General features: G+C 71.3%; 26 protein-coding genes and 1 pseudogene. 12 read left to right on the forward strand and 15 right to left on the reverse strand.

Annotated elements, in window-relative coordinates; all coding sequences use genetic code 11:
• Positions 1–31: 31 nt before the first annotated feature.
• Complete coding sequence (locus R2J75_RS07760) at positions 32–226, reverse strand: hypothetical protein (RefSeq protein WP_243335297.1); 195 nt, start codon at positions 224–226, stop codon at positions 32–34.
• Positions 227–348: 122 nt separating this feature from the next.
• Here R2J75_RS07760 and R2J75_RS07765 point away from each other — a divergent pair, with 122 nt between their 5' ends.
• From R2J75_RS07765 to R2J75_RS07790, 6 genes are read left to right on the forward strand one after another with little or no spacing between them, the layout of a single operon-like run.
• On the forward strand, positions 349–1299 hold the full coding sequence (locus tag R2J75_RS07765) for a PP2C family protein-serine/threonine phosphatase (protein WP_243335300.1): 951 nt from the start codon (positions 349–351) through the stop codon (positions 1297–1299).
• Positions 1296–1907, forward strand: a complete 612-nt coding sequence (gene rdgC, locus R2J75_RS07770; protein WP_243335302.1) for a recombination-associated protein RdgC — start codon at positions 1296–1298, stop codon at positions 1905–1907. Before R2J75_RS07765 ends, rdgC begins: the two co-directional genes overlap by 4 nt.
• The gene (locus R2J75_RS07775) at positions 1904–2440 is read left to right on the forward strand and encodes a hypothetical protein (protein WP_243335304.1); all 537 of its coding nucleotides are present in this window, start codon (positions 1904–1906) and stop codon (positions 2438–2440) included. The genes rdgC and R2J75_RS07775 overlap by 4 nt, the downstream gene beginning before the upstream one ends.
• Positions 2428–4086: an N-acetylmuramoyl-L-alanine amidase family protein gene (locus tag R2J75_RS07780; protein WP_243335306.1), complete on the forward strand. Its 1659-nt coding sequence runs from the start codon at positions 2428–2430 to the stop codon at positions 4084–4086. The genes R2J75_RS07775 and R2J75_RS07780 overlap by 13 nt, the downstream gene beginning before the upstream one ends.
• A 1-nt stretch (position 4087) precedes the next feature.
• Positions 4088–4318: a hypothetical protein gene (locus R2J75_RS07785; protein WP_243335308.1), complete on the forward strand. Its 231-nt coding sequence runs from the start codon at positions 4088–4090 to the stop codon at positions 4316–4318.
• Between the two features lie 23 nt (positions 4319–4341).
• The gene (locus R2J75_RS07790; RefSeq protein WP_243335310.1) at positions 4342–5301 is read left to right on the forward strand and encodes a lysophospholipid acyltransferase family protein; all 960 of its coding nucleotides are present in this window, start codon (positions 4342–4344) and stop codon (positions 5299–5301) included.
• A gap of 120 nt (positions 5302–5421) precedes the next feature.
• Here R2J75_RS07790 and R2J75_RS07795 read toward each other — a convergent pair whose 3' ends face one another.
• From R2J75_RS07795 to R2J75_RS07830, 8 genes are all read right to left on the reverse strand, one after another.
• Positions 5422–7179, reverse strand: a complete 1758-nt coding sequence (locus R2J75_RS07795) for a tetratricopeptide repeat protein (RefSeq protein ID WP_279342169.1) — start codon at positions 7177–7179, stop codon at positions 5422–5424.
• Positions 7176–7805 (reverse strand): response regulator, encoded by a 630-nt coding sequence (locus R2J75_RS07800; protein WP_243335311.1) that lies wholly within the window; start codon positions 7803–7805, stop codon positions 7176–7178. The genes R2J75_RS07795 and R2J75_RS07800 overlap by 4 nt, the downstream gene beginning before the upstream one ends.
• Before the next feature lie 82 nt (positions 7806–7887).
• Positions 7888–8943 carry a flagellar biosynthesis protein FlhB gene (gene flhB, locus R2J75_RS07805; protein ID WP_243335312.1) on the reverse strand — a complete coding sequence of 352 codons (1056 nt, stop codon included), beginning with the start codon at positions 8941–8943 and terminating at the stop codon, positions 7888–7890.
• Complete coding sequence (locus R2J75_RS07810) at positions 8936–9727, reverse strand: flagellar biosynthetic protein FliR (protein WP_243335314.1); 792 nt, start codon at positions 9725–9727, stop codon at positions 8936–8938. Before R2J75_RS07810 ends, flhB begins: the two co-directional genes overlap by 8 nt.
• Positions 9727–10005, reverse strand: a complete 279-nt coding sequence (gene fliQ, locus R2J75_RS07815; RefSeq protein WP_243335317.1) for a flagellar biosynthesis protein FliQ — start codon at positions 10003–10005, stop codon at positions 9727–9729. Before fliQ ends, R2J75_RS07810 begins: the two co-directional genes overlap by 1 nt.
• Positions 10006–10018: 13 nt before the next feature.
• Positions 10019–10768 carry a flagellar type III secretion system pore protein FliP gene (gene fliP / locus R2J75_RS07820; protein ID WP_243335318.1) on the reverse strand — a complete coding sequence of 250 codons (750 nt, stop codon included), beginning with the start codon at positions 10766–10768 and terminating at the stop codon, positions 10019–10021.
• The gene (locus R2J75_RS07825) at positions 10765–11277 is read right to left on the reverse strand and encodes a flagellar biosynthetic protein FliO (RefSeq protein ID WP_243335320.1); all 513 of its coding nucleotides are present in this window, start codon (positions 11275–11277) and stop codon (positions 10765–10767) included. The genes fliP and R2J75_RS07825 overlap by 4 nt, the downstream gene beginning before the upstream one ends.
• A gap of 101 nt (positions 11278–11378) precedes the next feature.
• Entirely contained in the window at positions 11379–12263 is an 885-nt protein-coding gene (locus R2J75_RS07830) for a YybH family protein (protein WP_316411447.1), read from the reverse strand.
• Between the two features lie 80 nt (positions 12264–12343).
• Here R2J75_RS07830 and R2J75_RS07835 point away from each other — a divergent pair, with 80 nt between their 5' ends.
• Genes R2J75_RS07835 through R2J75_RS07845 form a run of 3 tightly spaced genes read left to right on the forward strand, consistent with a single transcriptional unit; the run spans position 12344 to position 15485 of the window.
• Entirely contained in the window at positions 12344–12802 is a 459-nt protein-coding gene (locus tag R2J75_RS07835) for a (2Fe-2S)-binding protein (protein ID WP_243335323.1), read from the forward strand.
• A 2-nt stretch (positions 12803–12804) separates the two neighbouring features.
• Entirely contained in the window at positions 12805–14910 is a 2106-nt protein-coding gene (locus R2J75_RS07840; protein ID WP_316411448.1) for a xanthine dehydrogenase family protein molybdopterin-binding subunit, read from the forward strand.
• Positions 14907–15485: a nucleotidyltransferase family protein gene (locus tag R2J75_RS07845; protein WP_243335326.1), complete on the forward strand. Its 579-nt coding sequence runs from the start codon at positions 14907–14909 to the stop codon at positions 15483–15485. The genes R2J75_RS07840 and R2J75_RS07845 overlap by 4 nt, the downstream gene beginning before the upstream one ends.
• Positions 15486–15735: 250 nt before the next feature.
• Here R2J75_RS07845 and R2J75_RS19860 read toward each other — a convergent pair.
• Both R2J75_RS19860 and R2J75_RS07850 read right to left on the reverse strand, forming a co-directional pair.
• Positions 15736–15930, reverse strand: a pseudogene (locus tag R2J75_RS19860) (GxxExxY protein); the annotation flags it as partial.
• Between the two features lie 136 nt (positions 15931–16066).
• A protein-coding gene (locus R2J75_RS07850; RefSeq protein WP_316411449.1) for an IS5 family transposase occupies positions 16067–16821 on the reverse strand; the annotation gives its coding sequence in 2 pieces (ribosomal slippage) (positions 16067–16488 and positions 16488–16821; 756 coding nt in all).
• Between the two features lie 393 nt (positions 16822–17214).
• Between R2J75_RS07850 and R2J75_RS07855 the strand changes: the two genes are divergently transcribed.
• A complete protein-coding gene (locus R2J75_RS07855; RefSeq protein WP_316411450.1) occupies positions 17215–17862 on the forward strand; it encodes an NAD(P)H-dependent oxidoreductase in 648 nt (215 codons plus the stop codon).
• Between the two features lie 58 nt (positions 17863–17920).
• On the opposite strand, the gene R2J75_RS07860 is transcribed toward R2J75_RS07855, so the two are convergent.
• The 3 genes from R2J75_RS07860 to purE form a co-directional block, all read right to left on the reverse strand.
• Positions 17921–19396, reverse strand: a complete 1476-nt coding sequence (locus tag R2J75_RS07860) for a TolC family protein (RefSeq protein ID WP_243334685.1) — start codon at positions 19394–19396, stop codon at positions 17921–17923.
• Between the two features lie 170 nt (positions 19397–19566).
• Entirely contained in the window at positions 19567–20709 is a 1143-nt protein-coding gene (lipB, locus tag R2J75_RS07865; protein ID WP_279341956.1) for a lipoyl(octanoyl) transferase LipB, read from the reverse strand.
• A gap of 15 nt (positions 20710–20724) precedes the next feature.
• Positions 20725–21192: a 5-(carboxyamino)imidazole ribonucleotide mutase gene (gene purE, locus R2J75_RS07870; RefSeq protein WP_316411451.1), complete on the reverse strand. Its 468-nt coding sequence runs from the start codon at positions 21190–21192 to the stop codon at positions 20725–20727.
• 73 nt (positions 21193–21265) lie between these two features.
• On the opposite strand from purE, the gene R2J75_RS07875 reads away from it, so the two are divergent.
• The gene (locus tag R2J75_RS07875; protein ID WP_316411452.1) at positions 21266–22564 is read left to right on the forward strand and encodes a response regulator; all 1299 of its coding nucleotides are present in this window, start codon (positions 21266–21268) and stop codon (positions 22562–22564) included.
• Positions 22561–23799 carry a BaiN/RdsA family NAD(P)/FAD-dependent oxidoreductase gene (locus R2J75_RS07880; protein WP_243346362.1) on the forward strand — a complete coding sequence of 413 codons (1239 nt, stop codon included), beginning with the start codon at positions 22561–22563 and terminating at the stop codon, positions 23797–23799. The genes R2J75_RS07875 and R2J75_RS07880 overlap by 4 nt, the downstream gene beginning before the upstream one ends.
• On the opposite strand, the gene R2J75_RS07885 is transcribed toward R2J75_RS07880, so the two are convergent.
• Positions 23780–24775: a HAMP domain-containing protein gene (locus R2J75_RS07885; RefSeq protein WP_316411453.1), complete on the reverse strand. Its 996-nt coding sequence runs from the start codon at positions 24773–24775 to the stop codon at positions 23780–23782. The two genes, R2J75_RS07880 and R2J75_RS07885, sit on opposite strands and share 20 nt — an antisense overlap.
• Between the last annotated feature and the right edge of the window lie 5 nt (positions 24776–24780).

Consider the following 24780-nt stretch of genomic DNA (forward strand, 5'->3'; position numbering starts at 1 on the left):
TTGCTCCTCGGGAAGGGATGGGGAAGAAAATCTACCTCAGGAAAAGGTACCAGATGCCGTAGCCCGCGAGGCCGAGAAAAAGCAGGCCGGCCACCACGCGCAGGATCACCTTTCCGATTCTATAGGCAACCCAGAGCACGAACAAAACCAGCACGAGGCCCACGACCAGCTGGACGGGGGACCCAGAGCCGGCTTCCGGGGGCAGGGCGGGGGGATGAGGACTCACAGGGTATCTCCAAGGATGGGGAAGGCGGCGGGAAGGCCCCGGTTCCGGTTACCATGGAGCATCTCCGGAACCGGAAGGCCACTCGGGTGCCCCAGGTCGCCCCCAGCAGGAACGCTTTCTTCATGCTCATCGATTATGCTGCCATCACCCATGTGGGTCGGGTGCGGAAAAACAACGAGGACGCCTACCTGGTGAGCGCCCTCGACGGCGATGAGCCATTAGTCAATGGCCTGGCGCCCATGCCCAGCACCTGCCGCGCCGGCATCCTGGCCGCGGTGGCCGACGGCATGGGCGGGGCCGCCGCCGGAGAGATCGCGAGCCGGGAGGGCCTGGCCTCCGTGGCCGTCAACCTGTTCAGCCATTGGGGGCGGATCCCCGCGGAGGAGGCCACCGAACCCGGCCTCGTCCAGGCGCTCCGCCATTCCGTGGAGGAGGCGTCCAGCGCCGTCCTGCGCTACGCGGCCTCGTACCGGGCCAGCCGGGGCATGGGCTCGACCCTCACCGCGGCGGTCATCTGGAAGGGCCACGCCTACCTCGCCCAGGTGGGCGACAGCCGCGCCTACGTCTTCCGGGGGGGGGCCCTGGTCCAGGCGACGCGGGACCAGACCCTCGTGAACGACATGGTCGCCCAGGGCACCCTCACGCCCGAGGAAGCCCGCGTGCACCCCCAGCGGAACATGATCACCCAGGCCCTGGGGGCGCCCATCCCCATCCGGGCCGTCCTGGGCCGCGTCCCGCTCCGCCGGGGCGACCGCGTCCTGCTCTGCACCGACGGCCTCCACGGCGAGGTGCCGGACGCCGTCATCGCGCAGCTCCTCGGCGAGCACCTGCCCAGCGGGGAGGCCCTGTCGGCCCTGGCCGAGGAGGCGCTGCGCCGCGGCGGCCGCGACAACCTGACCGGCCTCCTCCTGTCCCTGGACGACCCCGGTCTCCCCGCCCCGGCCCCCGGGGAGGGGATCCGCATCGAACGGCTCGCCATCCCCAAGCCCGCCGGGGATCCGGACGTCTCGTCCACCCAGCCCCTGACGCCCATCATCGACCGTCTCGGCCGAATCATTCGAGGGAAAGCATGAGTCTGCTCCAAGGAACCCTATCCCTTCGGCGCTTCCTGGTCCTCGGGCCCGTGCCCAGCGAGGACAACCTCCTGGAGGGCCTCGAACAGGACGCCTTCCGCCCCTTCGAGGACGGCCTGGAGGAGGAGCGCGTCGGCTGGTGCGATTGGCGCAACCTCCTCATGACTCCGCCCGAGCGGACCTGGGTCATGCAGGAGCGCTTCGCGGTGTTCGGCCTGCGCATGGACGTGCGGCGGGTGCCCCCCGTCCTCCTCAAGGCCCAGGTGGACATGCGCCTCCAGTCCCTGATGAAGGAGAAGGACCTCGCCTTCGTCGGCAAGGAGGCCCGCATCTCCCTGCAGGACGAGGTGAAGGCCGACCTCCTCCAGAAGGTGCTGCCGGTCCCCAAGGTCTTCGAGGTGGCCTGGGACCTCAAGGGCGGCATGCTCTGGACGACCGCCGCCTCGTCCAAGGCCCAGAGCGCCCTGGTGGGCCTCTTCATCAAGTCCTTCGGGCTGGAGCTGCAGCCCCTGGCGCCGCTGCTCCTGGCGGGCCGGATGCTGCCCCATGTCCCGGTGGAATCCCTCATGGCCCTCGATCCCCTCGACCTGACGCTGGAGCACGCATGAAGCCCATGGAACTCATTGAACAGGGACGCTTCCTCGGCGAGGAGTTCCTGCTGTGGCTGTGGTGGCGGGGCCTCACCGAGGGCGGCACGAGCGGCCTCGACGGGGACCAGTCGGCCTGTTTCGTGGACGACGCCATGCAGCTCGTCACGGAGCGGGGGGACGTGAAGGAGCTGAGCCTCCGCAAGGGCAATCCCGCCGAGAGCCGGGAGGCCTTCGAGGCCCTCTCCCGGGGCATGCGCCCCGCCAAGGCCAAGGTGCGGCTCCTCTCCGGCGACATGGAGTGGACCTTCACCCTCGGCGCCGCCGGGCTGGAGATCAGCACCCTCAAGCTGCCCCCGACCCAGGCCAAGGATCCCCAGGGCCGGGTGGCGGACCGGATCTTCCTGCTGGAGGAGGGCACGGCCCACCTCGAGCGCCGCTTCCAGGCGTTCCTGGAGGTTCGCGCCCAGGATCCGGACGCCATGGAGGAGGCGCTCCGGGCCTGGGTCCGCCAGGGCCTGACGGCCGGCGAAGAGGCGCCATGGGAGGACTGAGGGGACTCGCCTTCGCGGCCGCGGCGGCCTGGGTCCTCCAGGCCGCGCCCGCGACGGCCGACCTCCGGGCCAAGCTCCCGGGGGGCGGCCACGCCCGCATCCAGCTCGTGTTCCGCCAGGGCGTGCAGGTGGAGTCGGCCCGGCTTCCGCGGCGCTTCCTGGCGGCCCGGAGCGGCCCCTGGGCCGCCTTCCAGGACCTGACCCCGGAGGGCCGCCTCTGGGCCCTCAAGGCCCTCTTCCCCGAGGACCGATGGCTGGCCGGCGAGGTGCGCCACCGGGTGCGCTGGCCCGAGCTGGAATCCGTCTGGCTCATGTCCGCCCTCTTCGTGGGCCACGGGCAGCACTACGACAAGCTCCAGGCCGCCAACCCCGCCCTGCCCGAGAAGCTGCGGGCCGGCGACGTGTGGATCATCCCCCGCGCCCTGCTCGCCAAGGAGCTGGGCGGGGCGGGGCAGGCCCGCATGGACCGCAGCCAGCCCGAGGACGACCTGGACGACGAGGCCCGGGTGGCCGCGTACCGGGCCCTCCTCACCTTCGGGGAGGACGCCCAGGGCCGCTACGCCGCCTACCCCATGCGCAAGGGCGAGGCCCTCTACACCAGCGTGGTCATGCGCTACACGGACCGGGTGGACCCCAAGGGCGTGAACGACCTGGCCCTGCTCATCGCCCGCCGGAGCGGCATCGACGACGTGCGCAGCATCCAGCCCGGCCAGATCATCCGCATCCCGGTGGAGTACCTGGCCGACCCCTTCCAGACCGAAGGTTCCACGGCCCTCGCCGAGGAGCGCGAGGTCCGCGCGGAGGTCCGCCGCACCCCCAAGGTCGACGCGGGTCCGAAGCTCAAGGGGCTCCGGATCGTCCTGGACGCGGGCCACGGCGGGGTCGACCGCGGCGCCTCCGCCAACGGCGTCTGGGAATCCGATTTCGTCTACGACATCGCCATGCGGGTGCGGCGCCTCCTGGAGCAGGAGACGGAGGCCGTCGTCTCCAGCACCATCCGCTACCCCGGGCTGGGCTTCAACGTCCGGGAGACCATCAAGGCCCCGTCCTCCCGGGCGGAGATCCTCACGACGCCGCCCTTCGCCAACGACGGGGAGAGCCCCAACGCGGTCAGCGTCCACCTCCGGTGGGTGCTGGCCAACGACCTCTTCGCGTCCTTCAGCCGCACCGGCGACCCCAGGAAGACCCTGTTCATCAGCTTCCACGCCGACAGCCTCCACCCCACCGCCCGCGGGACGATGGTCTACGTGCCGGGGGCCTCCGGAGTCCCGGCGTCCTTCGCGCTGGGGGACCGCCGCGCCGCCCGCGTCAAGGAGATGCGGGACGGGTCGCGGGTCCGCTTCACCCCCAAGGAGCGGCTCCAGAGCGAGGCCCGGAGCCGCCTGTTCTCGGAGACGCTGCTCAAGGCCCTGCGCACCGACGAGGTGCCCATCCACGCCAACCGCCCCATCCGGAACGTGATCCAGCGCGGCGGCCGGAGCTTCGTGCCCGCCGTGATCCGGTACAACGCCGCCGCGGCCAAGGTTCTCGTGGAGGTGGCGAACCTGACCAACGAGGACGACGTCCTCAACCTCAAGGACCCGGAGTTCCGCGAGCGGTACGCCGGGGCCGTCGTCAAGGCGATCCGGGCCTACTTCAGGAGCTGAGATGAGGGTCTTCGCGCGGGTCAACCAGATCGGCTGGGTCCACCTGTGGCCCACCCGGGAGGCGTACGAGGCCGGGGAGGCCTCCATCCACTTCTTCAACGGCCGCACCGATCCCCGGTGGGCGGAGGCCGGCCTGGAGCCCGCCCAGCGGGAGGCCCTGGGCCGGGGCGAGCTGGTCGAGCTCGAGGATCCCGGCTACCTGGAGGACCCCGGGGCGCCCTCCGGCGTGTAACCTGGAGTTTTGACCGGACCCGAATGGCAGCCGACCCGACCCTCACCGACAAGATCCAGGCCCTCGCTTTCGAGGTGGCGGAAGGCATCCTGAAGCGCATGCCCTGGGAGACGCTCCAGACCCTGGGGCGGGGCGTCGGCCGGCTCTTCCACGCCGTGGACGCCCGGCACCGCCGGGTGGTCCGGGAGAACATCCGCGCCACCGACCTGGGCCTGTCCGAGGCCGAGGTCCGGGCCCTCTCCCGGGACTGCTTCGCCCATTTCGGGGCGCTCTTCCTGTCCGGCATCCGGCTCTTCAACATGCCGGAGGAGGAATTGGAGCGGCGCGTCCGCATCCGGGGCCTCGAGCACTACGACGCGGCCCGGGCCACGGGCAAGGGCTTCATCGTGCTGACCGGCCACTACGGCAACTGGGAGGCCCTGGCCCTCGCCCTCAGCGCCAAGGGCCGGCACATCTCGGTCATCGGCCGGGCCCTCCCGAACCCCCTGCTGGACGCCAAGCTGCGCGCCTACCGGGGCCGCTTCGGGAACGAGGTCATCCTCAAGGCCGGCGCCTACCGCGGCGCGATCCAGGCCCTCCGCCGGGGCAAGGGCATCGGCTTCCTGCTGGACCAGGACGCGCTGGGCATGGGCGTCTTCGTGAGGTTCCTGGGCCGCTGGGCCTCCACCTTCTCATCGGCCGGCCTCCTGGCTGTCAAGTTCGACCTGCCCGTGGTCCAGCTCCGCAGCTGGCCCGAGCCGGACGGCACCATCACCGTGTCCGTGGAGCCGCCCTTCCGGGTGCCCCTCACCGGGGACGCGGAGCGGGACGCCTGGACCGCCACCCAGATGATGGCCAGCCGCCTGGACGCCGAGATCCGCCGGGACCCCCGCTGGTGGTTCTGGATGCACCGCCGCTTCAAGACCCAGCCCGGCCGCCCCGGCGCTCCCGCCCTCCCTCCCGCGGATTGGGTCGAGGCGAGCTTCCCCGGGCTCCTGCCGTGACGCCTCGGCATCCTGGGTCGGCCCCTCCTTGGGGTGGACGGCCCTGACCTCCCGGCAGCCCCTGGAACGGTCCGGCGGATGGTTGGAACCCCATCGCCAGGCTCTTTGGGAAGCATGCTCCTAAAGGCCCAGCCGGCGGCCCAGGCGCTCGCGTTCGGCCTTGAAATCGGCGGCCGCCTGGGCCGCCTTGAGGGTGGCGGCGGCCTGGTCGGTGTGACCCAGCTTCAGCTGGCAGGTGGCGCGCATGAGGGCGACCCAGCCTCGGTTCGGGGCGCTGGGGTCGGCGGGGTACAGGGCCAGGGCCTCCTTCCACTGGCCCTCCCGGGCCCGGCGGTCAGCGGCCAGGAGGACGAGGGGCTCCCGCGCCTCCCCCTTCTCCGGGGCCCGGGCCAGCCAGCCCTCGACTTCCTTGGCCCGCGCCTCCGGCTTCTCATCCTGGGCCAGGGGCCGGGTGAGGTAGAGGAGGAGGGCCTGGACGCGCTCGGGGCCGGGGCGCGCCCGGCCCAGGGCGGCCCGGGCCTCGGCCCACTGGCGGAGGCTGACGGCGGCCTGGGCCCGGAGGAGGCTCTCCTGGGGGCCCTGGCCCTTGGCTGGCAGGAGGGCGAGGGTCCCCTCCGGGGCGGCGCCGGGGGCCACGGTGCCCAGGCCGGCCTTGATGAGGCCCGGCTGTTCCTTGGCGGGCGAGGCCTGGGCCAGGGCCCGGACGGCCTCGGGCAGGCCCTTGGCGCCCAGGGCCCGCGCCAGGTCCAGGCGCTGGGCGGGGGTGAGGGCCTGGAGGGTCTCGGCGTCCAGGAAGGGCAGCAGCTGCGCGATCTCCTTCTTGTCCAGGGCCTCCTGGACGAAGCCGCGGCTGGCCTCGGCCCGGAGCTCGGTGACCGGCTTGGCCTCGCCGGGGGTGGGATGGGCCGCCCGGAACTGGGCCGCGGCCTCCAGGGCGGCGACCCAGTGCTTCTCCTTGAGGGCGATGCGCAGGTTCACCATCAGGGCCTTGCGGGTGGACTCCTCCTTGGTGCCCGTCTTCTTCACCCGGGCCAGGAGGGCCTGGGCGTCGGGGTAGCCCTCCGCGTCCTTGGGGGGGAGGCTCCCGTCGGAGAGCAGGGTGGCCAGGGCCATGCGGGCCTCGTCCGCCTCGGGGGTGTTGGGCTTGTCCTGGATGAGCTTCTGGAAGACCTTGGCCGCGCCCTTGGGATCGCCCGTGCTGCCAAGCAAGCGTGCCCAGCCCAGGTTCATGCGGGGCAGGTAGGTGCCCTTGGGGTAGAGCTTCCGGTAGTCGGCCAGGGTGCCCTCGGCCTCGGCCCGCTGCCCCTGGGCGCAGAGGGCCTCCATGATCCCGACGAGGCCCCGTTCGGAGGGCTTGGCGGTGCCCAGGGGCTTGAGGGCCTTCACGGTGGCAGCCCCTTCGGCGGCCCGGCCCTGGTCGGCCAGGCACCAGAGGAGCAGTTCCTGGGCCCGCCGCACCGATTCGGCGGGCAATTCGGCGGCCAGGGCCTTGGTGAGGCGGCTCTCGGCCTCCTTGTGCCGCCCGTGGTCCAGGGCGGCCTGGGCCATGACGATCTGGGCCTCGGGCAGGAAGGGGGAGCCGGGCCAGCCCGTCTCGAGCTTGTGGAAGGTCACCGCGGCCCGGGCCAGGTCGCCCATGCGGTCCTGGAGCATGCCCTGGGCGAAGAGCACCACTTCCCGCTGGCGGGCCAGGGTGCTCTTGAAGTGGTAGCCCTGGAGCCGCGTCAGCGCGCTCCGCTGGAACTCGGGATCCGCGGAGGCCATCGCCTCCTTCGCCAGGGCCTCGGCCTGGTCGTCGGTCATGCGGCCTTTCACCTCCCCGCTGACCACCCCGGCGGCCAGGGCCGCGCCCAGGAGGACGGCGAGGGCGCGTTTCATGGGAGCCCCGCCAGGAGGGCCTTCCGCGCCGACTCGAAGTGGGCCTCGTCCAGGATGCCGCGGGCCCGGAGGGCCTTGAGCACCTGGAGGTGCCCGGCCTCGGGGGTGTTGGGCCCCATGCGTTGGGCCAGCATCTCCATGCGGCCCTGGATGGCCTCGAGGCGGCCGATGCGCTCCTCCAGCTCGGCGACCCGGATCCGCAGCTGGTCCCGCTCCCGCATGAGGTGGGTGCGCTCCACGATGCGCCGCAGGGTCTGCCGGAAGGCCTCGAGCTGCAGGGGCTTGTTCACCATGCCGTAGGCGCCGCGGTCCATGGCCTCGGTGGCCTCGCGGACGGTGCCGTAGCCGCTGAGGACCAGCACCGTGCAGCTGGGATTGTGGGCGAGGGCGGCGTTCAGCACGTCCATGCCGGTGCGCCCGGGCATGACCAGGTCGGTCAGGACCAGGTCGAAGGGGGGCTGCGCCTCCCGGATGAGCTCATCGGCCTCCTCCCCGCTGGAGACGGCCGTCACCTCGAACCCCTCGGCCGAGAGCAGCTCCTGCAGCGTCTCGAGGAGGACGAGGTCGTCGTCCACGAGGAGGAGGCGCTGGGGGGGCAGGTGGGGGGCGATGATGGGCGGAGGCACGGGGATCACCAGGGGGCTAGGTACCGTTTCGGCCGGAGATGGACATTTCCCAAGTCTTTTCGTGGGCGCAGGCCTCTTTTTATCACGCCGCCCCCCGCAGGCGGTAGACATAGGCCAGGACCTGGGCGACGGCCTGGTAGAGTTCGGCGGGAATGGGCCGGTCCAGGTCCACGTTGTGGTAGATGGCCCGGGCGAGCGGAGGGTTCTCCACGATGGGGACGCCGGATTCCTTGGCCCGCTCCCGGATCTTGAAGGCCAGGTGGTCCACGCCCTTGGCGACGAGGACGGGCGCGGAGGAGCCGGGCTCGTACTGGAGGGCCACCGCGAAGTGGGTGGGGTTGGTGATGACCACGGAGGCCTTGGGCACCTTGGCCAGGATCCGGCGCATGGCCGAACTGAGGAGGAGGGAGCGCTGGCGCCCCTTGATCTCGGGATTGCCCTCGGCATCCTTCTGCTCGTCCTTCACTTCCTGCTTGGTCATGCGGATGCCCTTCTCGTACTCGTGGCGCTGGTAGAGGTAGTCCGCCCCGGCCAGGGCCAGCATGACCAGCATGATGTCGCGGTACAGGAGGAAGACCGTCTGCCGGAAGAACTCCAGGGCCTGGCTCATGGGGTAGTTGAGGGTGGCCAGGATCGCGGGGATGCGGGGACGGACCACGAGCCAGGCGACCACCGCCACCACCGTGAATTTCAGGACGCTCTTGAGCAGGTTGACGGCGCTCTGGGGCGAGAACAGCTTCTTGAAGCCCGCGGCCGGGTTCAGCTTGCCGAACTTGGGGACCAGCAGTTCCGGGTGGATCTCCAGGCCGTGCTGGGCCAGCTGGTTGCCGAGGGCCAGCAGGAAGTTGGCGGCGAGGAAGGGCCCCAGGACCTTCAGGATCATGGTCAGGAGCTCCACCGCCAGGGCGTGGAGGCTGCCCTCGGCCACGAGGCCGGGCTGCCCCGACTTGCGGAGGATGAAGGCCATGACGGAGGAGAGCCCGCTCATGGTGCTCGCGCCGAGGGCCAGGAGCAGGAAGAAGTTGGACCAGAGCATCACCGTGGCGTCGAGGTCCTGCACCCGGAGGATGGAACCCTCCTTCCGGGCCTTCTGCCTTCGTTTGGGTGTGGCCTTCTCGGTGCGGGAGGGATCAGCCATGTCTCACCAGCAGCCGCAGCGCCTCGCGGGGGGCGGCCTCCAGGAAGGGCCCCAGCCAGGGACCGAACTCCCGGAGCAGGACGCCGAGGATCGCGAGGCCGACGGCGATCTTGAGGGGGAAGGTCAGGGTGATCAGCTGGAGCTGGGGCATGAACTTGCCCGAGATGCCCGCCACGAAGTCGATGATGAAGAGGGCGAAGAGGACGGGGAAGGCCAGCTGGAAGCCCCGGACGAGGATCATGCCCATCCGGGCGATCACCAGCTGGGGATCCACCGGCACGGCCAGGCCCACCGGGAGGATGCGGTAGCTCTCCACGAAGGCGCGGATCATCTGGTGATGCAGGCCGGCGACGAGGAGCAGGACCAGGGTCAGCTGGGTGAGCAGCGAGCCCGAGATGGAGGCGGGCCGCGCGGTGACGGGGTCCATGAACTGCACGAAGGAGAAGCCCATCTGGGTGTCCATGAGCTGGCCCGCGAAGGCGGCCATGTCCACGATCCACGCCACGGAGAGGCCCATGATGAGGCCCGCGGCGAGCTCGGTCACCATGACCCCGGTGAGGGACCACATGCCGTCCACGTCCGCGGGGGGGCGGGGCACGACGGGGGCGAGGACGAGGGCGAGGAGGACCACCAGCGTGACGCGGACCTGCAGGGGGAGGCGGCCCTGCCCGAAGCCGGGGAGGGTGGCCATGAGGCCCGTGAGCCGCACGAGGACGAGCATGAAGGCCAGGATCCGGGCCTGGGAGAAGGCCCAGAAGGCGGGGCTGGCCAGGACCCCGTCCATCAGTTGAGCGCCTTCACCACGTGGTTGAAGTCGGTGAACATCCGGGCGGTGAATCCGACCAGGAGCCGCATCATCCAGGGGAAGCAGAGGACCACGGTGGCCATCACGGCGACCACCTTGGGGACGAAGGCCACGGTCTGGTCCTGGAGGCTGGTGACCACCTGGAAGATGGAGATGGTGAGGCCCACGACCATGGAGACCACGAGGGCGGGGCCCGCCACCAGGAGGGCCGTGCGAAGGGCGTCCTTCGCGATATCGACGATGACGAGCTCGTTCAAGGCCTTTCCCTCCTCACGCGAAGCCGCGCACAAGGCTGCCCACGATCAGGTACCAGCCGTCGACCAGCACGAAGAGCAGGATCTTGAACGGCAGCGAGATGACCACGGGCGGAAGCATCATCATGCCCATCGACAGGAGGATCGAGGCCACCACCATGTCCACGATCAGGAAGGGCAGGAAGATCATGAAGCCGATCTCGAAGGCGGTCTTGAGCTCGCTGATCAGGAAGGCCGGCACCAGGACTTCCATCGGCACGTCGGCCTTGGTCTTCGGCGTGGGGGCCTTGGCGATGCCCAGGAACAGCCCGATGTCCTTCTTGCGGGTGTGCTTGAGCATGAAGACCTTGAGGGGGGCCGCGGTGCGGTCCAGGGCCTGGTCCACGGTGAGCTCGTTGCGGTTCAGGGGCTGGAGGACGGTCTGGTTGATCTCGCGCCCCACGGGGGCCATCACGAAGAAGGTCAGCACGAGGGCCAGGCTGATCAGCACCTGGTTGCTGGGCGTGTTGGAGGTGCCCATGCCCTGGCGCATGAAGCCCAGGACGATGATCATGCGCACGAAGCACGTCATGGTCATGAGGATGGTGGGGGCCAGCGTCAGGACGGTGAGGAGCAGGACGGCCTGGAGCGTCGCGCTGAGGGCGGGGCCCTGGGGCGTCTTGCCGAAGTCCACCGTCACGCTGGGCAGGGCCGCGGGGGCCTGCTGGGCGTGGAGGGCGGCGCCCGCCAGGAGCACCAGGAGGAGGACGATCCAGCCCCGCCTCATGGCCGTTCCCCGCGCATGAGGGCCTCCATGTCCCGCACGGGCATGGGGGTGGTGATCTCGGCCTCCCGGGCCAGGGCCTGGCCGAAGTCGGCGGGGCCGCCGGCCTCCACGCTGTCCAGGCGCGCAAGCAGGGTGACGCCCTGGGGGCCCAGGGCGATCAGGAACTTCTCGTCATCGGCCCGGAGGATGGAGACGTAGCGCCGGTCGCCCAGGGCCAGGGTCTCCTCCACGTTCAGGCGGGAGCCGCCGCTGCCGGGCAGGCGCTTGGCGCCCCAGCGGCGGAAGGCCCACAGGCCGCCCCCGGCCAGGCCGAGGACGAGGAGCATGGAGCCCAGGGCGCGCCAGCCGGAGGGCGGGGCCTCGGCGCGGCCCTGCGTCGGTTTACCGTCATCGGGGACGTAAGCCTCCTTGAGGGCCTGCTCGGAACTCCCCGGCGGCGGGGCCTGGGCGGTGGCCGCCAGCCCTGACGCCAGCAGGATTCCAAGGATGAACAGCTTGATCACGCGCACGACGGACTCCCGACACCGGAGGGGACAGGTGCGACGGGCGTGCCAGAAACGGAAAGGAGGCCTCCGGGGAGGCCTCCTGCGTCCGGGGGGGCCGGGGGCCCCTACTTCTTGGGCTGGAGGGGCAGGCCTTCGACCTCCACGGCCAGCTTCCAGGCGTTGCCGACCTTGCGCCAGACGTGCACGAAGTGGGCCTGGGTGACCTTGGCGTTGGGCTTGCCGGGGTTCTCGGTGCGGGTGAGGAGGCCGCGGGTCATGCCCAGGTCGCCGCTGCTGGCGATGTACGAGCCCTCGACCTTGAAGGAGACGGGCCAAGGATCCAGGTACCGGGGCAGGCTCTTGACGCCTTCCTGGGGGAAGCGGCCCGCGTGGTAGAGGCGGGAGCCCTCGTCCACGTACTTGGTATAGGCGGAGGTGATGTTGCTGGCGGCGGCGCTGCTGAAGGCGGCCTCGAGGCTCTCCAGCTCGGGGGAGGCCTTGGGGGTGCCGGTGGCGGCGGGGGCGGCGGCCTTGGGGTTGGGGAGGGCCACGGGCTGGACGGGGAGGTCCTTGGGGTCGGGGGTGCTGATGCCGATGTCCAGCAGGACCTTCCAGGGGCCGCCGTTGTCGCGCCCCCACACGCTGATGTACCAGCCGAAGGCGGAGGGCTCCGTGCCCTTCTCGTTCTTGTTCAGCTTGAAGGTCCAGGGGCCGGTGGTGTAGCCCAGGTCACCGGCGGAGGAGACCTCGGCCTTGGTGGGGGCCCAGGCGAGGAGCGTGTCGAACTCCAGCTGGGTCTTGAAGTAGGCCACACCATTGACGGGCCGGGGGATGTAGTAGAGGCCGTCCTGGTGGTAGTTGGCCAGGAAGGCCGCCCGGGTGCCGTCCTGCGCGGCCTTGGCCGCGAAGGCGTACTCGGTGGTCACGAGGCCGGCCGCCGGGGGGCTGAGCGGCTGCTGAGGTTCGGCCGCCACGGCGGCCAGGGCGAGGGTGAGGGGCAGGGCGAACATCAAGGTCTCCGCATAAGTTCCTGGAGGGATGATAACTCCAAGGCACTATGCTGTTCATCGCAACTTTCCCGGGGTGTCCCATGGCCTCCCTCCGCCTCACCATCAACGGCCGGACCCAGGTGGTCCAGGCCGGGCCGGACACCCCGCTGCTCTGGGTGCTCCGGGACCGGCTGCGCCTCACGGGCACCAAGTTCGGCTGCGGCGTGGGCGTCTGCGGGGCCTGCACGGTCCTCCAGGACGGCAAGCCCGTGCGCAGCTGCCAGGTCACCGCGGCGGCGGCCCAGGGCAAGGCCATCGTCACGGTGGAGGGGCTGGCCTCTGAGCACGCGCACCTGCAGCAGGCCTGGCTGGAGGAGGACGTGGCCCAGTGCGGCTATTGTCAGCCCGCCATGCTCATCACCGCCGCCGGCCTGCTCCGGGAACACCCGGCGCCCACGGATCAGGAAATCGATAAAGCCTTTGAAGGCGTCATTTGCCGCTGCGGTACCTATGGCAGGATCCGGAAGGCCGTTCATCGCGCGGCCAAGGGAGGGAAATGACCATGGCCACCACGCGCCGGGACTTCCTGAAAGTGGCATCGGTCACAGGTCTGGCCCTGGGCCTCCGCCTGGACGCCGGGGAGGGCGCCCCGGCCGCCCTCGCGCCCAACGCCTGGATCCGGGTGGGCCGGGATGGCCGGGTGCGCGTCACCGTCGGCAAATCCGAAATGGGGCAGGGGGTGCGCACCGCCCTCCCCATGATCGTCGCCGACGAGCTGGGGGTGGACTGGGAGCGGGTGGACCTGGCCCAGGCCGAGCCCGGCCCGGACTTCCGGCACCTGGGCACCGGGGGGAGCATGAGCATCCAGGCCTCGTGGATGCCCCTGCGCCGGGCCGCCGCGGCGGCCCGGGAGATGCTCGTCCAAGCTGCCGCCCAGGCCTGGGGGGTGGCGCCAGCCACCTGCCGGGTGGAGCGGGGCGAGGTCCTGCATCCGCCCACCGGCCGGCGGACCGGATTCGGCCGCCTCGTCCAGGCCGCGGCGCGGCTGCCGGTGCCCCGGGAGCCCCGCCTGGCGGAGACCCGCACCCTCATCGGCCGTCCCACCCGCCGCGTCGATGGCCCGCGCATCGTGGACGGCCGCGCCGTCTATGGCCTGGACGTGGCCCTGCCCGGCATGCGCCACGCGGCCGTGGCCCGCTGCCCGGTGCCGGGCGGCAAGGCGCTGCGCTGGGACGAGGCCGCGGTCCGCGCCCTGCCCGGGGTCCAGGCCGTGATCCCCATCGATTCCGGCGTGGCCGTGGTGGCCGACGGCACCCACGCGGCCCTGGCGGCCGCCGCCGCCCTGCGGGCCACCTGGGATCCGGGGCCCCATGCCGGCTTCTCCTCCGAGGCCTTCCGGGCCGTCCTGGCGGACCGGGTGGCCCGTCCGGGCGTCCCCGCGCGGCGCGCGGGGGACGCCGACGCCGCCCTGGCCCGGGCCGCCCGCCGGCTCACGGCCGAGTACGAATTCCCCTGGCAGGCCCACGCCACCCTGGAGCCCCCGAACTGCGTGGCCCACGTGAAGGCCGGCGGCTGCGACCTCTGGACCGGGACCCAGTCCCCCAACGAGGTGCAGGCCCGGGCGGCCAAGCTGCTCGGCGTGGATCCCGCCCGGGTGCGGGTGCGGGTGCCCCTGCTGGGGGGCGGCTTCGGCCGCCGCCTGAGCTCCGAGTTCGCCCTCGAGGCCGTGCAGGTCTCCCGCGCCGCCGGAGGCCCCATCCAGCTGGTGTGGAGCCGGGAGGACGATCTCCGCCACGACCGGTTCCATCCCATGAGCCTCCACCGCCTGGAGGCCGCCCTGGACGGCGGAGGGCTCCAGGCCTGGGCCCACCGCATCGCCGCCCCCAGCATCCTCCTGTCCTGGATGGAGGGGCGGCGCGGCGACGGCCTCGTGTCCGCCGAGACGAACGGCGCCGCCGACCTCCCCTACCGCATCCCCCACATCCGCGTCGACTACGCCGAGGCCCCCTGCCACCTGCCCCTGGGCTGGTGGCGGGCCATCGAGGCCATGCCCAACGTCTTCGCCCGGGAGTGCTTCCTGGACGAGTGCGCGGCGGCCCTCGGCCGGGATCCCCTCGCCCTCCGCCGCGAACTGCTGGCCGGGGCGGAGACCCGCGACGTCGGCGGGGAGCGGGTGGACCTGGGGCGCCTGCGCGGCGTCCTGGACCTGGCGGCGGCCCGCGCCGGCTGGGCCTCCCCCCCGCCCCCGGGGCGCGCGCGGGGCCTGGCCTGCTCCGCCTACGACGCCCACACGTACTGCGCCCTGGTGGCCGAGGTGGCCACCGACGGCGCGGGCTGGAAGGTCGCGCGGATCGTGGCCGCCGTGGACTGCGGCATCGTGGTGAACCCCCTGGGCCTGGCCGGCAACGTGGAGAGCGGCGTCCTCTGGGGCCTGTCGGCCCTGCGCACGGCCATCACCTTCAAGGCGGGCCAGGTGGAGCAGACCTCCCTCAGCGATCTGCCCATCGCCCAGATGGCGGACGCCCCGGCCATCGAGGTGCACCTGGTGCCCAGCCAGGCGCCGCCCACGGGCATCGGCGAGCCGCCTGTGCCCCTGGTCATCCCGGCCGTCCTCAACGCCGTCCACGCGCTGACCGGAACCCGGATCCGCCGGCTGCCCCTGTCATGATGCCGGCCATCATCCTCGCCGCCGGGGCCTCCCGGCGCCTGGGCGCCCCCAAGCAGCTCGCCCGGTGGCAGGGGGAGACCCTGCTCCGGCGTGCCGTCCGGGCGGCGGCGGCCTGCGCGCCGATCCTGGTGGTCACGGGCCACCGGGCCGACCTCATGGCCCAGGAGCTGGCGGGCCTCCCGGTCCAGCTCGTGCCCAACCCCGCCTGGGAGGAGGGCATGGCCGCCTCCCTCCGGGCGGGGGTCGCGGCCCTGCCGCCGGGCGCGCCCGGGGCCCTCTTCCTGGTGTGTGACCAGCCCGCCGTGGACGCGGCCCTCGTCGACCGCCTCCTGGCCGCCTGGCACGGCGCGCCCGTGGCCTGCGCCTACGGCGGCACCCGCGGGGTGCCGGCCCTCCTCCCCGCCCGGGACTTCCCCGCGGTGCTCGCCCTGCGGGGCGACCGGGGCGCCCGCGCCCTCCTGGCCGCGCCGGACGTGGTGGAGGTGCCCTTCCCCGAGGGGACCTGGGACGTGGACCGGCCGGAGGACCTCCCCGGGGGCCCTTTCCCGACCCCCGCGATCGACCCCGATCGCTGACAGGGATCCCTCCGCAGTCCGCACGAATGGCTTCGGCGGTCGCTGTCCAGATCCTAGGGTGTGTTCGTAATCTAGGATAGTAATGGCTAATACCCATCCGTGCCGGAGCATGGAGGAGCTGGAATCGTGAGTCTGTGCTGCAGTGCCTGATGGCGCCGCGCATTCGCAGCATCCTATTGGAACGCGGAGGCGCGGAGGATCTCGCTGAGGCTCGCGGAGAAAGGATCAAGCCCACAAGCCCCCTCCACTCGATATCCAGGAAAACCTCCCGCTTCACCTTATGGCCGGCCAGTCTCAGGGAGTGCGCCAGACAGACCTTGTAGGGATCTTCCAGGAGTCCGTGCCCCAGAGCCTTCTGGATCTCGATGGCCTCCCCGATGATGGCCTGGGTGATCTCCTTGTGCGGATGATCCTCCCCGTCGACCTCTCCCCAATGCCTTCCCATCACGCCTCCCGTTGGGACGTGTCATTGGGAGGTGGCAGGTTCCAGGAGCGCTTTCCTCCGCGACCCTCTGCGAGATCCTCCGCGCCTCCGCGTTTCATAGGATCAATGAGGATCCGGAACGCTTGTCACCCTCCGCTCATAGCCTCAGCCAGATCACGATGCAGGCCAAAGCCACCTGGGCTGAGAAACTTCGCGCCGTTTTGTCGAACCTGGTGGCCAGCGCCCTGAACTGTTTGAGCTTGGCGAACCCATGCTCGATGGCATGGCGGGCCTTGTATAGGTGTGAGTCCCAGGCCGCCGGATTCTTGCGCCGGGGATGAGGTGGGATGACGGCTGTCGCACCCATGGCCTCGATCGCCTTCCTTACCGGGTTCCCATCGTAGGCCCGATCTCCGGACACGTACTCTGCCTGCCAACCGCACAGCAATCCTTCAGCAGACCGGCTTTCATGGGCTTGCCCCGGAGTGACCAGGAAATCCAAAGGATTACCGTGGGCATCGCAGATCAAATGGATCTTGGTCGAGCATCCACCCCGAGATCGTCCGAGCGCCTGGTTCCAGAGCCCCCCCTTTTGCCTGCTGAAGGTTGATGAGCGCGAAGGATGGTGCCATCCGGCATGACCCACTCCAGGTCGGCTTCCTTGCGCAGGAACTCCAGGATCCTTTGCCACACGCCGCGCTTGGTCCAGGCCTCAAATCGCGTGTACACGCTTGTCCAAGGTCCAAATTCCTCCGGCAGGTCCCTCCACGGCGCCCCAGTCCTGTGCCTCCACAGGATCGCCTCCACCATGGGACGGTTGGGGTGATGGGATCGCCCCATCCCTCCACGCTCTGGCGGAAGGAGCGGTTCAAGCTTTGCCCACATGGCATCGGTCAGGGAACTTCTCGGCATCGTTACCCCAGGAAAATTCGTGGTGTACGAGCCTTTACGTATGAGTACAAGTTAACTATTTATCTAATCTATAGATTCCGAACACAGCCTAGCCCTGCGTAACAGGGATGAACACCGATTGCCTGGATGAATGGGATGAAGCACCCCATCCCCGGCGAAAGACCAGGATTGGGTTGCCCCTTCCTGGAGCACCAAGGCCAAGGCGTCAGGCGTGATCACCTGCGCCGCCCTGAAGGGTCTGGACGGCACCGTACCCTGCACGCCGTTCCGCTCCGCATCGACCCGGCCTGCCTGGAAGCCTGGGGCAGCCCTTGGTTTTAACCGAGCATGCCCGCCCTTTCGCCGCGGGGCGAGGGGGGATAGGATGATCGTCTCATCCATGGCGAGGCCGGCATGCGCGTGCTCATCGTATACGCCCACGAGGAACCCCTGTCCTTCAACGGGGCCATGCGGGACCTCGCCGTGCGCGAGCTGGAGGCCCTGGGCCACGCGGTGACCGTCTCGGACCTCTACGCCATGGGGTGGAAGGCGGTGGCCGACGCCCAGGACTTCCTGGAGCGGCGGGACCGGCACGTCCTCAAGCGGCAGGCGGAGGAAGTGGCGGCCCTCGGCCTGGGGACCCTGGCCCACGACATCCTGGAGGAGCAGCGCAAGCTCCGGGAGGCCGACGTGGTGATCTTCCAGTTCCCCCTGTGGTGGTTCTCCCTGCCGGCGATCCTCAAGGGCTGGGTGGACCGGGTCATGACCATGGGCTTCGCCTACGGCGCGGGCATGCGCTACGCGACCGGCGGCCTCCGGGGGCGCCGGGCCCTGCTGGCCCTCACCACCGGCGGCGCCGAGGCCGCCTACGCGGGCGAGGGCGGCAACGGGTCGATGGACGCCGTCCTCTTCCCCATCCAGCACGGTATCCTGTCCTTCTGCGGGTTCCAGACGCTGCCGCCCTTCGTGGCCTGGGCCCCGGCCCACCAGACCCCCGAGGCGCGGGAGGCGGTCCTGGAGGCCTGGCGCGCGCGCCTGCGGGGCCTGGAAGCCGAGGGGTAGGTGTCCGGCACGGAAAAGGGGGCCTCGCGGCCCCCTTTCCGGATCCCGGGGAACCGGGCTACTGGACCTTGAGGTTGCGGGCCTCGAGGAGGTTGCCGACGGCCTGCTCCAGGGCGGTCACGGCCTTGGCGTAGTTGATCTGGGCCTGCAGCTCGGCGCTGCGGGCGTTGTCCAGGTTCGTCATGACCTGCAGGACGACGAAGTTGGTGGACATGCCGTTCTCGAACTTCTTCTGCTCGGCCTCGAGGTTCTTCTGCTGGTAGTAGCGGGTCTTCTCGGCGGCCTTCACGGCCTTCTCCATGGCCTCCACGTTGCGGAGGTTCTGGCGGACCTGGAGGATGATGCTCAGCTCCTGGTCCTTCAGGCTCAGTTCGCTGCTGCGCAGGCCGGCGCGGGCGGCGGACAGGTTGCCCTTGGCGGTGTTGTTCTGGATGGGCATCGCGAACTTGACGCCCACGGTGTAGCCGGGGTACTTGAAGCCGGTCAGGTCGGAGTTCACGGTGCCGTAGGAGCCGCGCACGTCGCTCTGGCCGTTGTAGGTGGCGTAGGCCGACAGGGAGGGCAGGAGCTTGTTCTCGTAGACCTTGGCGTTGATCTCCGCGTTCTCCTTGGCGATGCGGGCGGACTTGAGCTCGACGCGGCGGTCGAGGGCCATCTTCACGGCGCCGGCCTCGTCCAGCTGGATGTGGCCGAGGGTCGGGGCGTCCGTGGTCTCCAGGGAGGCGGGGCGCTCGGCGTTGGGGAAGAGGCTGCGGACCAGGGCGTCCTTGGCGTTGGCCAGGGCGGCCTCGGCGCTGATGATGTCCTGCTCGGCCTGGGCGACCTGGGCCTCGGCGCTGGTCACGTCGATGGGCGCCATGGTGCCCACCTGCATGCGGATGGTGTTCTCACGGAGCTGCTTCTGGGCGAGCTCGAGGCTGGTCTTCTTGCTGGCCAGGAACCGCTCCGCGTAGACCAGGTCCCAGTACTGGCTCTCGGTGGAGGCCACCAGGCTGATGATCGACTGCTGGAAGGTGTAGTCCGCGGCCTGCGCGCTCTTGCGGGCGATGATGAGCGGGGCCATCGTGATCTGGCGGCCGAAGCCCTGCAGCAGGGCCTGGCTGTAGGTGGCGCTCAGGGTGCCGCTCCAGGGATTGGTCGTGGTGTAGGGCGTGCCGTAGCTGGTCCCGTCGGTGCTGCTGTAGGCGGGGCCGTAGTTCACGCTGAAGTTGCCGCCCCACGTGAAGGCCTTCGCCAGGCCCACGTCGAAGGTGCGCTTCTTCGTGGTGCCGTCGGCGGGCGTCGTGGAGTTGCTGAAGTCCTGCTTGCCGATGGCGGCGTCGGCGGTGAGGCCCCAGTCGAAGGCGCCCAGGTTGGTCTGGATCCCGGAGACCGTGGATTCGCGGGCCTGGCGGGCGATGTCCACCTGCAGGTTGTTCTTGAGGGAGATCTGGATGGCCTCCTGGAGGCTGAGGCGCATGCCGGACGGAGCAGGGGTCTGGGCCGTCAGACCGCAGCAGACCAGGAACAGGGGGACCAGGGAGGCTCGAACCATCACCACTCCTTAGGATGTCAATGCGGGAACCGGAAACACGGAATCAATGGGCATACGCCACGCGGGGCTCATGGGTTTAGCCGCGGGCACTCCGCCAGCATGAACGCCTCGCAAGACGATGGCAAGGGGAACCTCACCGGCGCGGCGGCGTCCAGGAAACAGACCCGGCCTCATGGCGCGGGGTTGAGGCTGGGCAGCAGCCTCTCCAGGCGCCGCACCGCCTCCCGGGAGCCCTCCCACATCATGAGGGCGCGCGCCTCGGCCGGGGAGCACCAGCGGTACTCGCTGTGCTCGTCCAGGGCGAGGCGGACCTCGCTGGCGGGATCCACCTCGACGTGGAAGCAGGTCTCCGTGTTGAAGCGGGGGGGGCCCGGGGGCAGGCCCAGGACGGCGGGGTCCATCCAGAAGCTGTGGGAGAAGTCGAGGGGGAGCAGGTTCCCGGAAAGGCCGGCCTCCTCCATGAGCTCCCGGCGCGCGGCCGCCTCGGGGGTCTCGCCCGGCTCGACCATGCCGGTGACGCTGGACCACCAGAGGCCGTGCCCCGGGGTCCGGAGCATCACGAGGACCTCGGGTCCGGAGGGGCCCCGGCGCCAGGTGAGGGCCGAGATGCTGGCGCTGTGGGCGGGCACGGGGAGCAGGTCCAGGCCCAGGCAGTCGCCCAGGTGGCGCTGGAGGCTGTCGGCGGCCTCGTCCCAGGTGGGGCAGGCGTCCCCCAGGAGGGACTTGAGGCTGCAGACGCCCTTGTCCGTGATGCCGCAGGGCGTGATCCACCGGAAGTGGGCCAGGTCGGGGGCCACGTTGAAGGCGATGCCGTGGGTGGTGATCCAGCGGTTGAGGTGGATGCCGAGGGCGCCCAGCTTCTCGAGCCCGCGGGGGGTGTCCACCCAGACCCCGGGGAAGCCCGGGAGGCGGTCCGCGGTCACGCCGAAGTCGGCGGCGCAGCGGATCATGGCCTCCTCGAGCCCCCGCACGAGCCGGCCCACGTCCTCGCGGCCGCCCTTGAGGTTGCACACGGGGTAGACGACGATCTGGCCGGGGCCGTGGTAGGTGACCTGGCCGCCGCGGTCCGTCTCGAAGACCTCCACGCCCCGCGACTCCAGGAAGGCGTCCGTCACGTGGATGTCGGAGCGGGTGGCGTTCCGGCCCAGGGTGAAGACCGGGTTGTGCTCGAGCACCAGGACCTGGTCAGGGCTGGAGCCGTCCTTCACGTACTCCGCCATGCCCTTCTGCATGCGGAGGCCTGCGGCGTAGAGAACGTGGCCCAGCCTCCGCAGCTGGGCGGGCCGGGACTGGGTGAAGCCGATGTCCGTCATCCTTTGAGCCTACCATCAGGCGGGCATGAGGTCGTCGTCCGCCAGGGCTTTCGCTGTCTGGGCGGCCCGGAACGCCAGGAGGCGCTCCCGCAGGGCCGGATCGCCGAGGGCCAGGATGGCCGCGGCCAGGAGGGCGGCGTTGACGGCCCCGGCCTTGCCGATGGCCAGGGTGCCGACCGGGATGCCCGAGGGCATCTGGACGGTGGACAGGAGGGAATCCAGCCCATCAAGCGACCAGGCTTTCATGGGCACCCCCAGGACGGGCAGGTGGGTCTTCCCCGCGCAGAACCCCGCCAGGTGGGCCGCGCCGCCGGCCGCGGCGATGATCACCTTCAGGCCGCGGGCCTCGGCCGTCTCGCAGAACTGGACGACCTTGTCCGGGGTCCGGTGGGCCGAGGCGACGTGGGCCTCGCAGGGGATGCCCAGGGCCTCCAGGGTGCGGGCGGTCTCCTGCATCGTGCCCCAGTCGGACTTGGATCCCATCAGGATTCCGACGAGGGGTGATTCCTTTTTCATGTCCGCGCTCCGGGTTTTCAAAGTCCACTATCATGGTGCCATGGAATCCATGGGCGCCTCCCGGGGGAATGTTCCCCTGCGCACGATCCTCGTCGTCGACGACGACGCGGTGGTGCGGCGCTACCTGGAGGCCCAACTGGCCGGCATGGGCTGCCGCCTGGTCTTCGCGGCGGACGGGGCGGAGGCCCTGGCCCGGGTCGCCGAGGACCGGCCGGACCTGGTCCTGCTGGACATCCTGATGCCCGGCCTGGACGGGTTCGAGGTCTGCCGGCGCCTCAAGGACGCGCCGGCCACCCGGGACATCCCGGTGATCCACCTCACCGCCCTGGGCCAGGAGGCCAAGGACCGCAGCTTCGAGGCGGGGGCGGACGACTTCCTGAACAAGCCCGTGAACATCGTGGAGCTGCGCAGCCGCCTCCGGAGCCACCTGCTCATCCAGAGCCTCCAGGAGGAACTCCGGGCGGCGCAGGGCCTGCACCCGGGCTGGCGCTGGGAACCCCAGCCCCGGGCCCGGCTCCTCGTCGCCGGCTCCGCCGTGGACCTGCGGGAGTGGGTGGTGGACGAGTTGCGGGCCCAGGGCCATGACGTGCTGTGGGCGCCGGACCTGCGGGGCTGCCTGGAGCTCCTCGCCCAGGGCCTCCCCGACCTCCTGGTGCTGGATCACCAGCTGGACGACGGGGCCGCCGGCGCCTTCCTGGGCCACCTCCGCACCTTTGTGAAGAGCCGGGACTTGCCCGTGCTCCTGCTCTGCACCCGGGAGGCCATGGACCGCAAGCAGGTGGCCCCGGAGGCGGGCCCCGTGGACTACCTGGTGGTGCCCGCCCCCGGCGCCGAACTGCGCATCCGCGCCGAGGTGCTCCTCCGCGAGGGGCGGCTCCTCCAGGGCCGCAGCGCCGACCGCATCGGGGCGGGGCGGGACCTCCTGGCGGACCCCGCCACGGGCGCCTACTCCGAGGCCTTCCTGGAGGCCCACCTGGGCCTGGCCCAGGCCCGGCCCGGCGCGGCCGGCGCCACGCTGGCCCTGCTGGGCGCCGGCTCTTACCAGCGAGTGACCGGATGGCTGGAGGCGAAGGCCCTGGTCCTGCGCGCGGCCCGCACCCTGAACGGCGTCCTGCACGCCGGCGAGGCCCTCTGCCGGGTCGCGGACCGGACCTTCGTGCTGCTCCTGCCGGGCACGGACGCCCCAGGCCTGGAGGCCCGCATCCAGGAGGCCCGGCGGGCCGGCTTCGATGGGGTCCTGGCGGGCCTGACCGTCGCGCCCGGGGTCTCGCCGGGGATGACGCTCCGGACCCTGGCCCAGCGGCTGCGCGAGGCCGCCGCCGGCCCGGAGGCCCCCTGAACGTCCTCGTCGCCGGGGGCGGCGCCGCGGGTCTGATCGCCGCCTGGCGCGCGGCGGGCCTGGGCCATGCGGTCACGCTCCTGGAGGCGAACCCCCGCCTGGGGATCAAGGTGCGCATCAGCGGCGGCGGCCGGTGCAACGTGACCCACGCCGGCGGCCCCGCCGAGGTGCTGGCCGCCTTTCCCAAGGCCCAGGCCCGCTTCCTGCGGCCGGCCCTGCACGCCTTCCCCGGCACCCGGTTGCTGGAGCTTCTGGCCGCGGAGGGCATCCGCACCGAGGCCCGGGAGAACGGACGGGTCTTTCCCGTGGACGGGCCGGGTTCGGCCCACCGGGTGGCGGACGCCCTGGAGCGGCTGGCCCGCGCGGCGGGGGTCCGGATCCGCACCGGCTGCCGGGTCCAGGGCCTGGACGGGACGCCGCCGCGGCTGCGCGCCCTGGTGCTGGAGGGCGGGGCGCGCCTGGTCGCCGATGTTTTCATCCTGGCCACGGGCGGGGCCAGCTACCCCCAGACCGGCACCCGGGGCGAGATGGCCGGCCTCCTGGCGGGCCTCGGCGTGCCCGTCGCCCCCTGGGCGCCGGCCCTGGCGCCCATCCCCCTGCGCGAACCCCGGCCCGCCTGGGAAGGGGTGGCCCTGCGCGGAGGGGTGCTCAGCCTGCGTCCGGCGGCGGGGCAGCGGCCCCTGGCCCGGTTCACCGGGGACCTCCTCTTCACCCGCACCGGGGTCTCCGGACCCGCCGCCCTGGAACTGAGCCGGGAGACGGAGGCCGCCCGCAGGGCGGGCGGAGCCTGGCTGGACGTCGCGCTGACGGCGTCCTCCGCGGAGGCCGTGGAGGCCGAGCTCCTGGGGCTCCAGACGGCCAACCCCCATCTGGGCGTGCGCACCTGGCTGGGGCGCCACCTGCCCGAGCGGCTCGCCGACCCGGCCCTGGCCGGCCTACCGGCGGACCAGCGCCTCAAGGACCTGCCCCGGGCCGGGCGGCGGGCCCTGGCGGGTCTGGTGACGGCCTTCCCCCTGGGCGCGCCCGGCCCCGTGGACCTGGCCAAGGGGGAGGTGGCGGCCGGGGGCGTGCGCCTCGCCGCGGTGGATCCCGCCACCCTGGCCGTGCGTGGGTGGGAGAACCTGCGGGTATGCGGGGAGCTGCTGGACATCGACGGCCCCGTGGGGGGCTACAACCTCCAGGCGGCCTTCAGCACCGGCTTCCTGGCGGGGAGCCTCAGCCCTGGTTCTTCTTGAACTGGGCGATGATGTCGTCGACGCTTTCCTTCTTGTCGTCGGCCTCCAGGGTCGTCTCGAAGATGCGCTCCTGGGTGGCGGTGCTGCGGCGCTCGAAGATGCCCTCGGGGGAGACCTGGCCCTCGAAGCCCTGGATGTTGAAGATCGCGAGCAGGCGGCCGAGGCCCTCCTTGAACTGCTTGAGGAGCAGGACGACCTTCTCGACCTTCTGGCGGGTGATGTCCTGGAATTGAAGGGTGTTCAGGATCTCGAAGGCCTCGTCGGAAATGGTGGCGAGGGGCTGGAGGCAGGCGTCCAGGTCCCCGGCGGGCGGCGGGGTCTTCATCTGGTGCTCGAAGACGAACTCCAGGATCTCCTGGGCCAGCTGGGCCGGATCGGCGCCCTGGGAGGCCTTCTGCATGAAGCCGTCCATCTGGGCGTGGAAGGCGGCCTGGGAGGCCTGGACGGCCTGGAGGACCTTCACGGACGCCTTGATGGTGGCCTGGGCCTCGTCGCTGGCGGCCATGAGCACGTCGAGGCGGTTCATGACGGTCTGGGTGGCCCGCTCCGTGTCGGCGGTGATGGCGTCGAGCTGGGCGGCGAGTTCGGGCACCTGGGTGCTCTGGTGCTTCACCGAGCTGTCCAGCTGCTGGAGGTTGAGCAGGGTGGAATTGATGCTCTGCACCAGGGCCCCGAGCTCGCCCTTGGCCTGGATGTCGATCTGCTGGAAGATCTTGCCGTTGGCCATGTCCTCCGCGGCCTTGGCCAGGCGCTGGAGCTCGGTCTGGCTCTCCAGGCGGATCTCGCTCCGGATGGTCTGGACCAGGTCGAGGAGGGTGTTGAGGCGGGTGTCCAGGGCCTCGTTGCGGGCGCGGAATTCCTTCAGCAGCCCTTCGGGCTGGATGTCCTCCGCCGGCTCGACGATGGGCTCGGCAGGGGGCTCGGGGGCGGGTTCGGGGGCGGGTTCGGGGGCGTTGAGAGCTTCCTGGTTGTCCATGGGAG

It is taken from the genome of Mesoterricola sediminis, assembly GCF_030295425.1.
GTDB classification, from domain to species: domain Bacteria; phylum Acidobacteriota; class Holophagae; order Holophagales; family Holophagaceae; genus Mesoterricola; species Mesoterricola sediminis.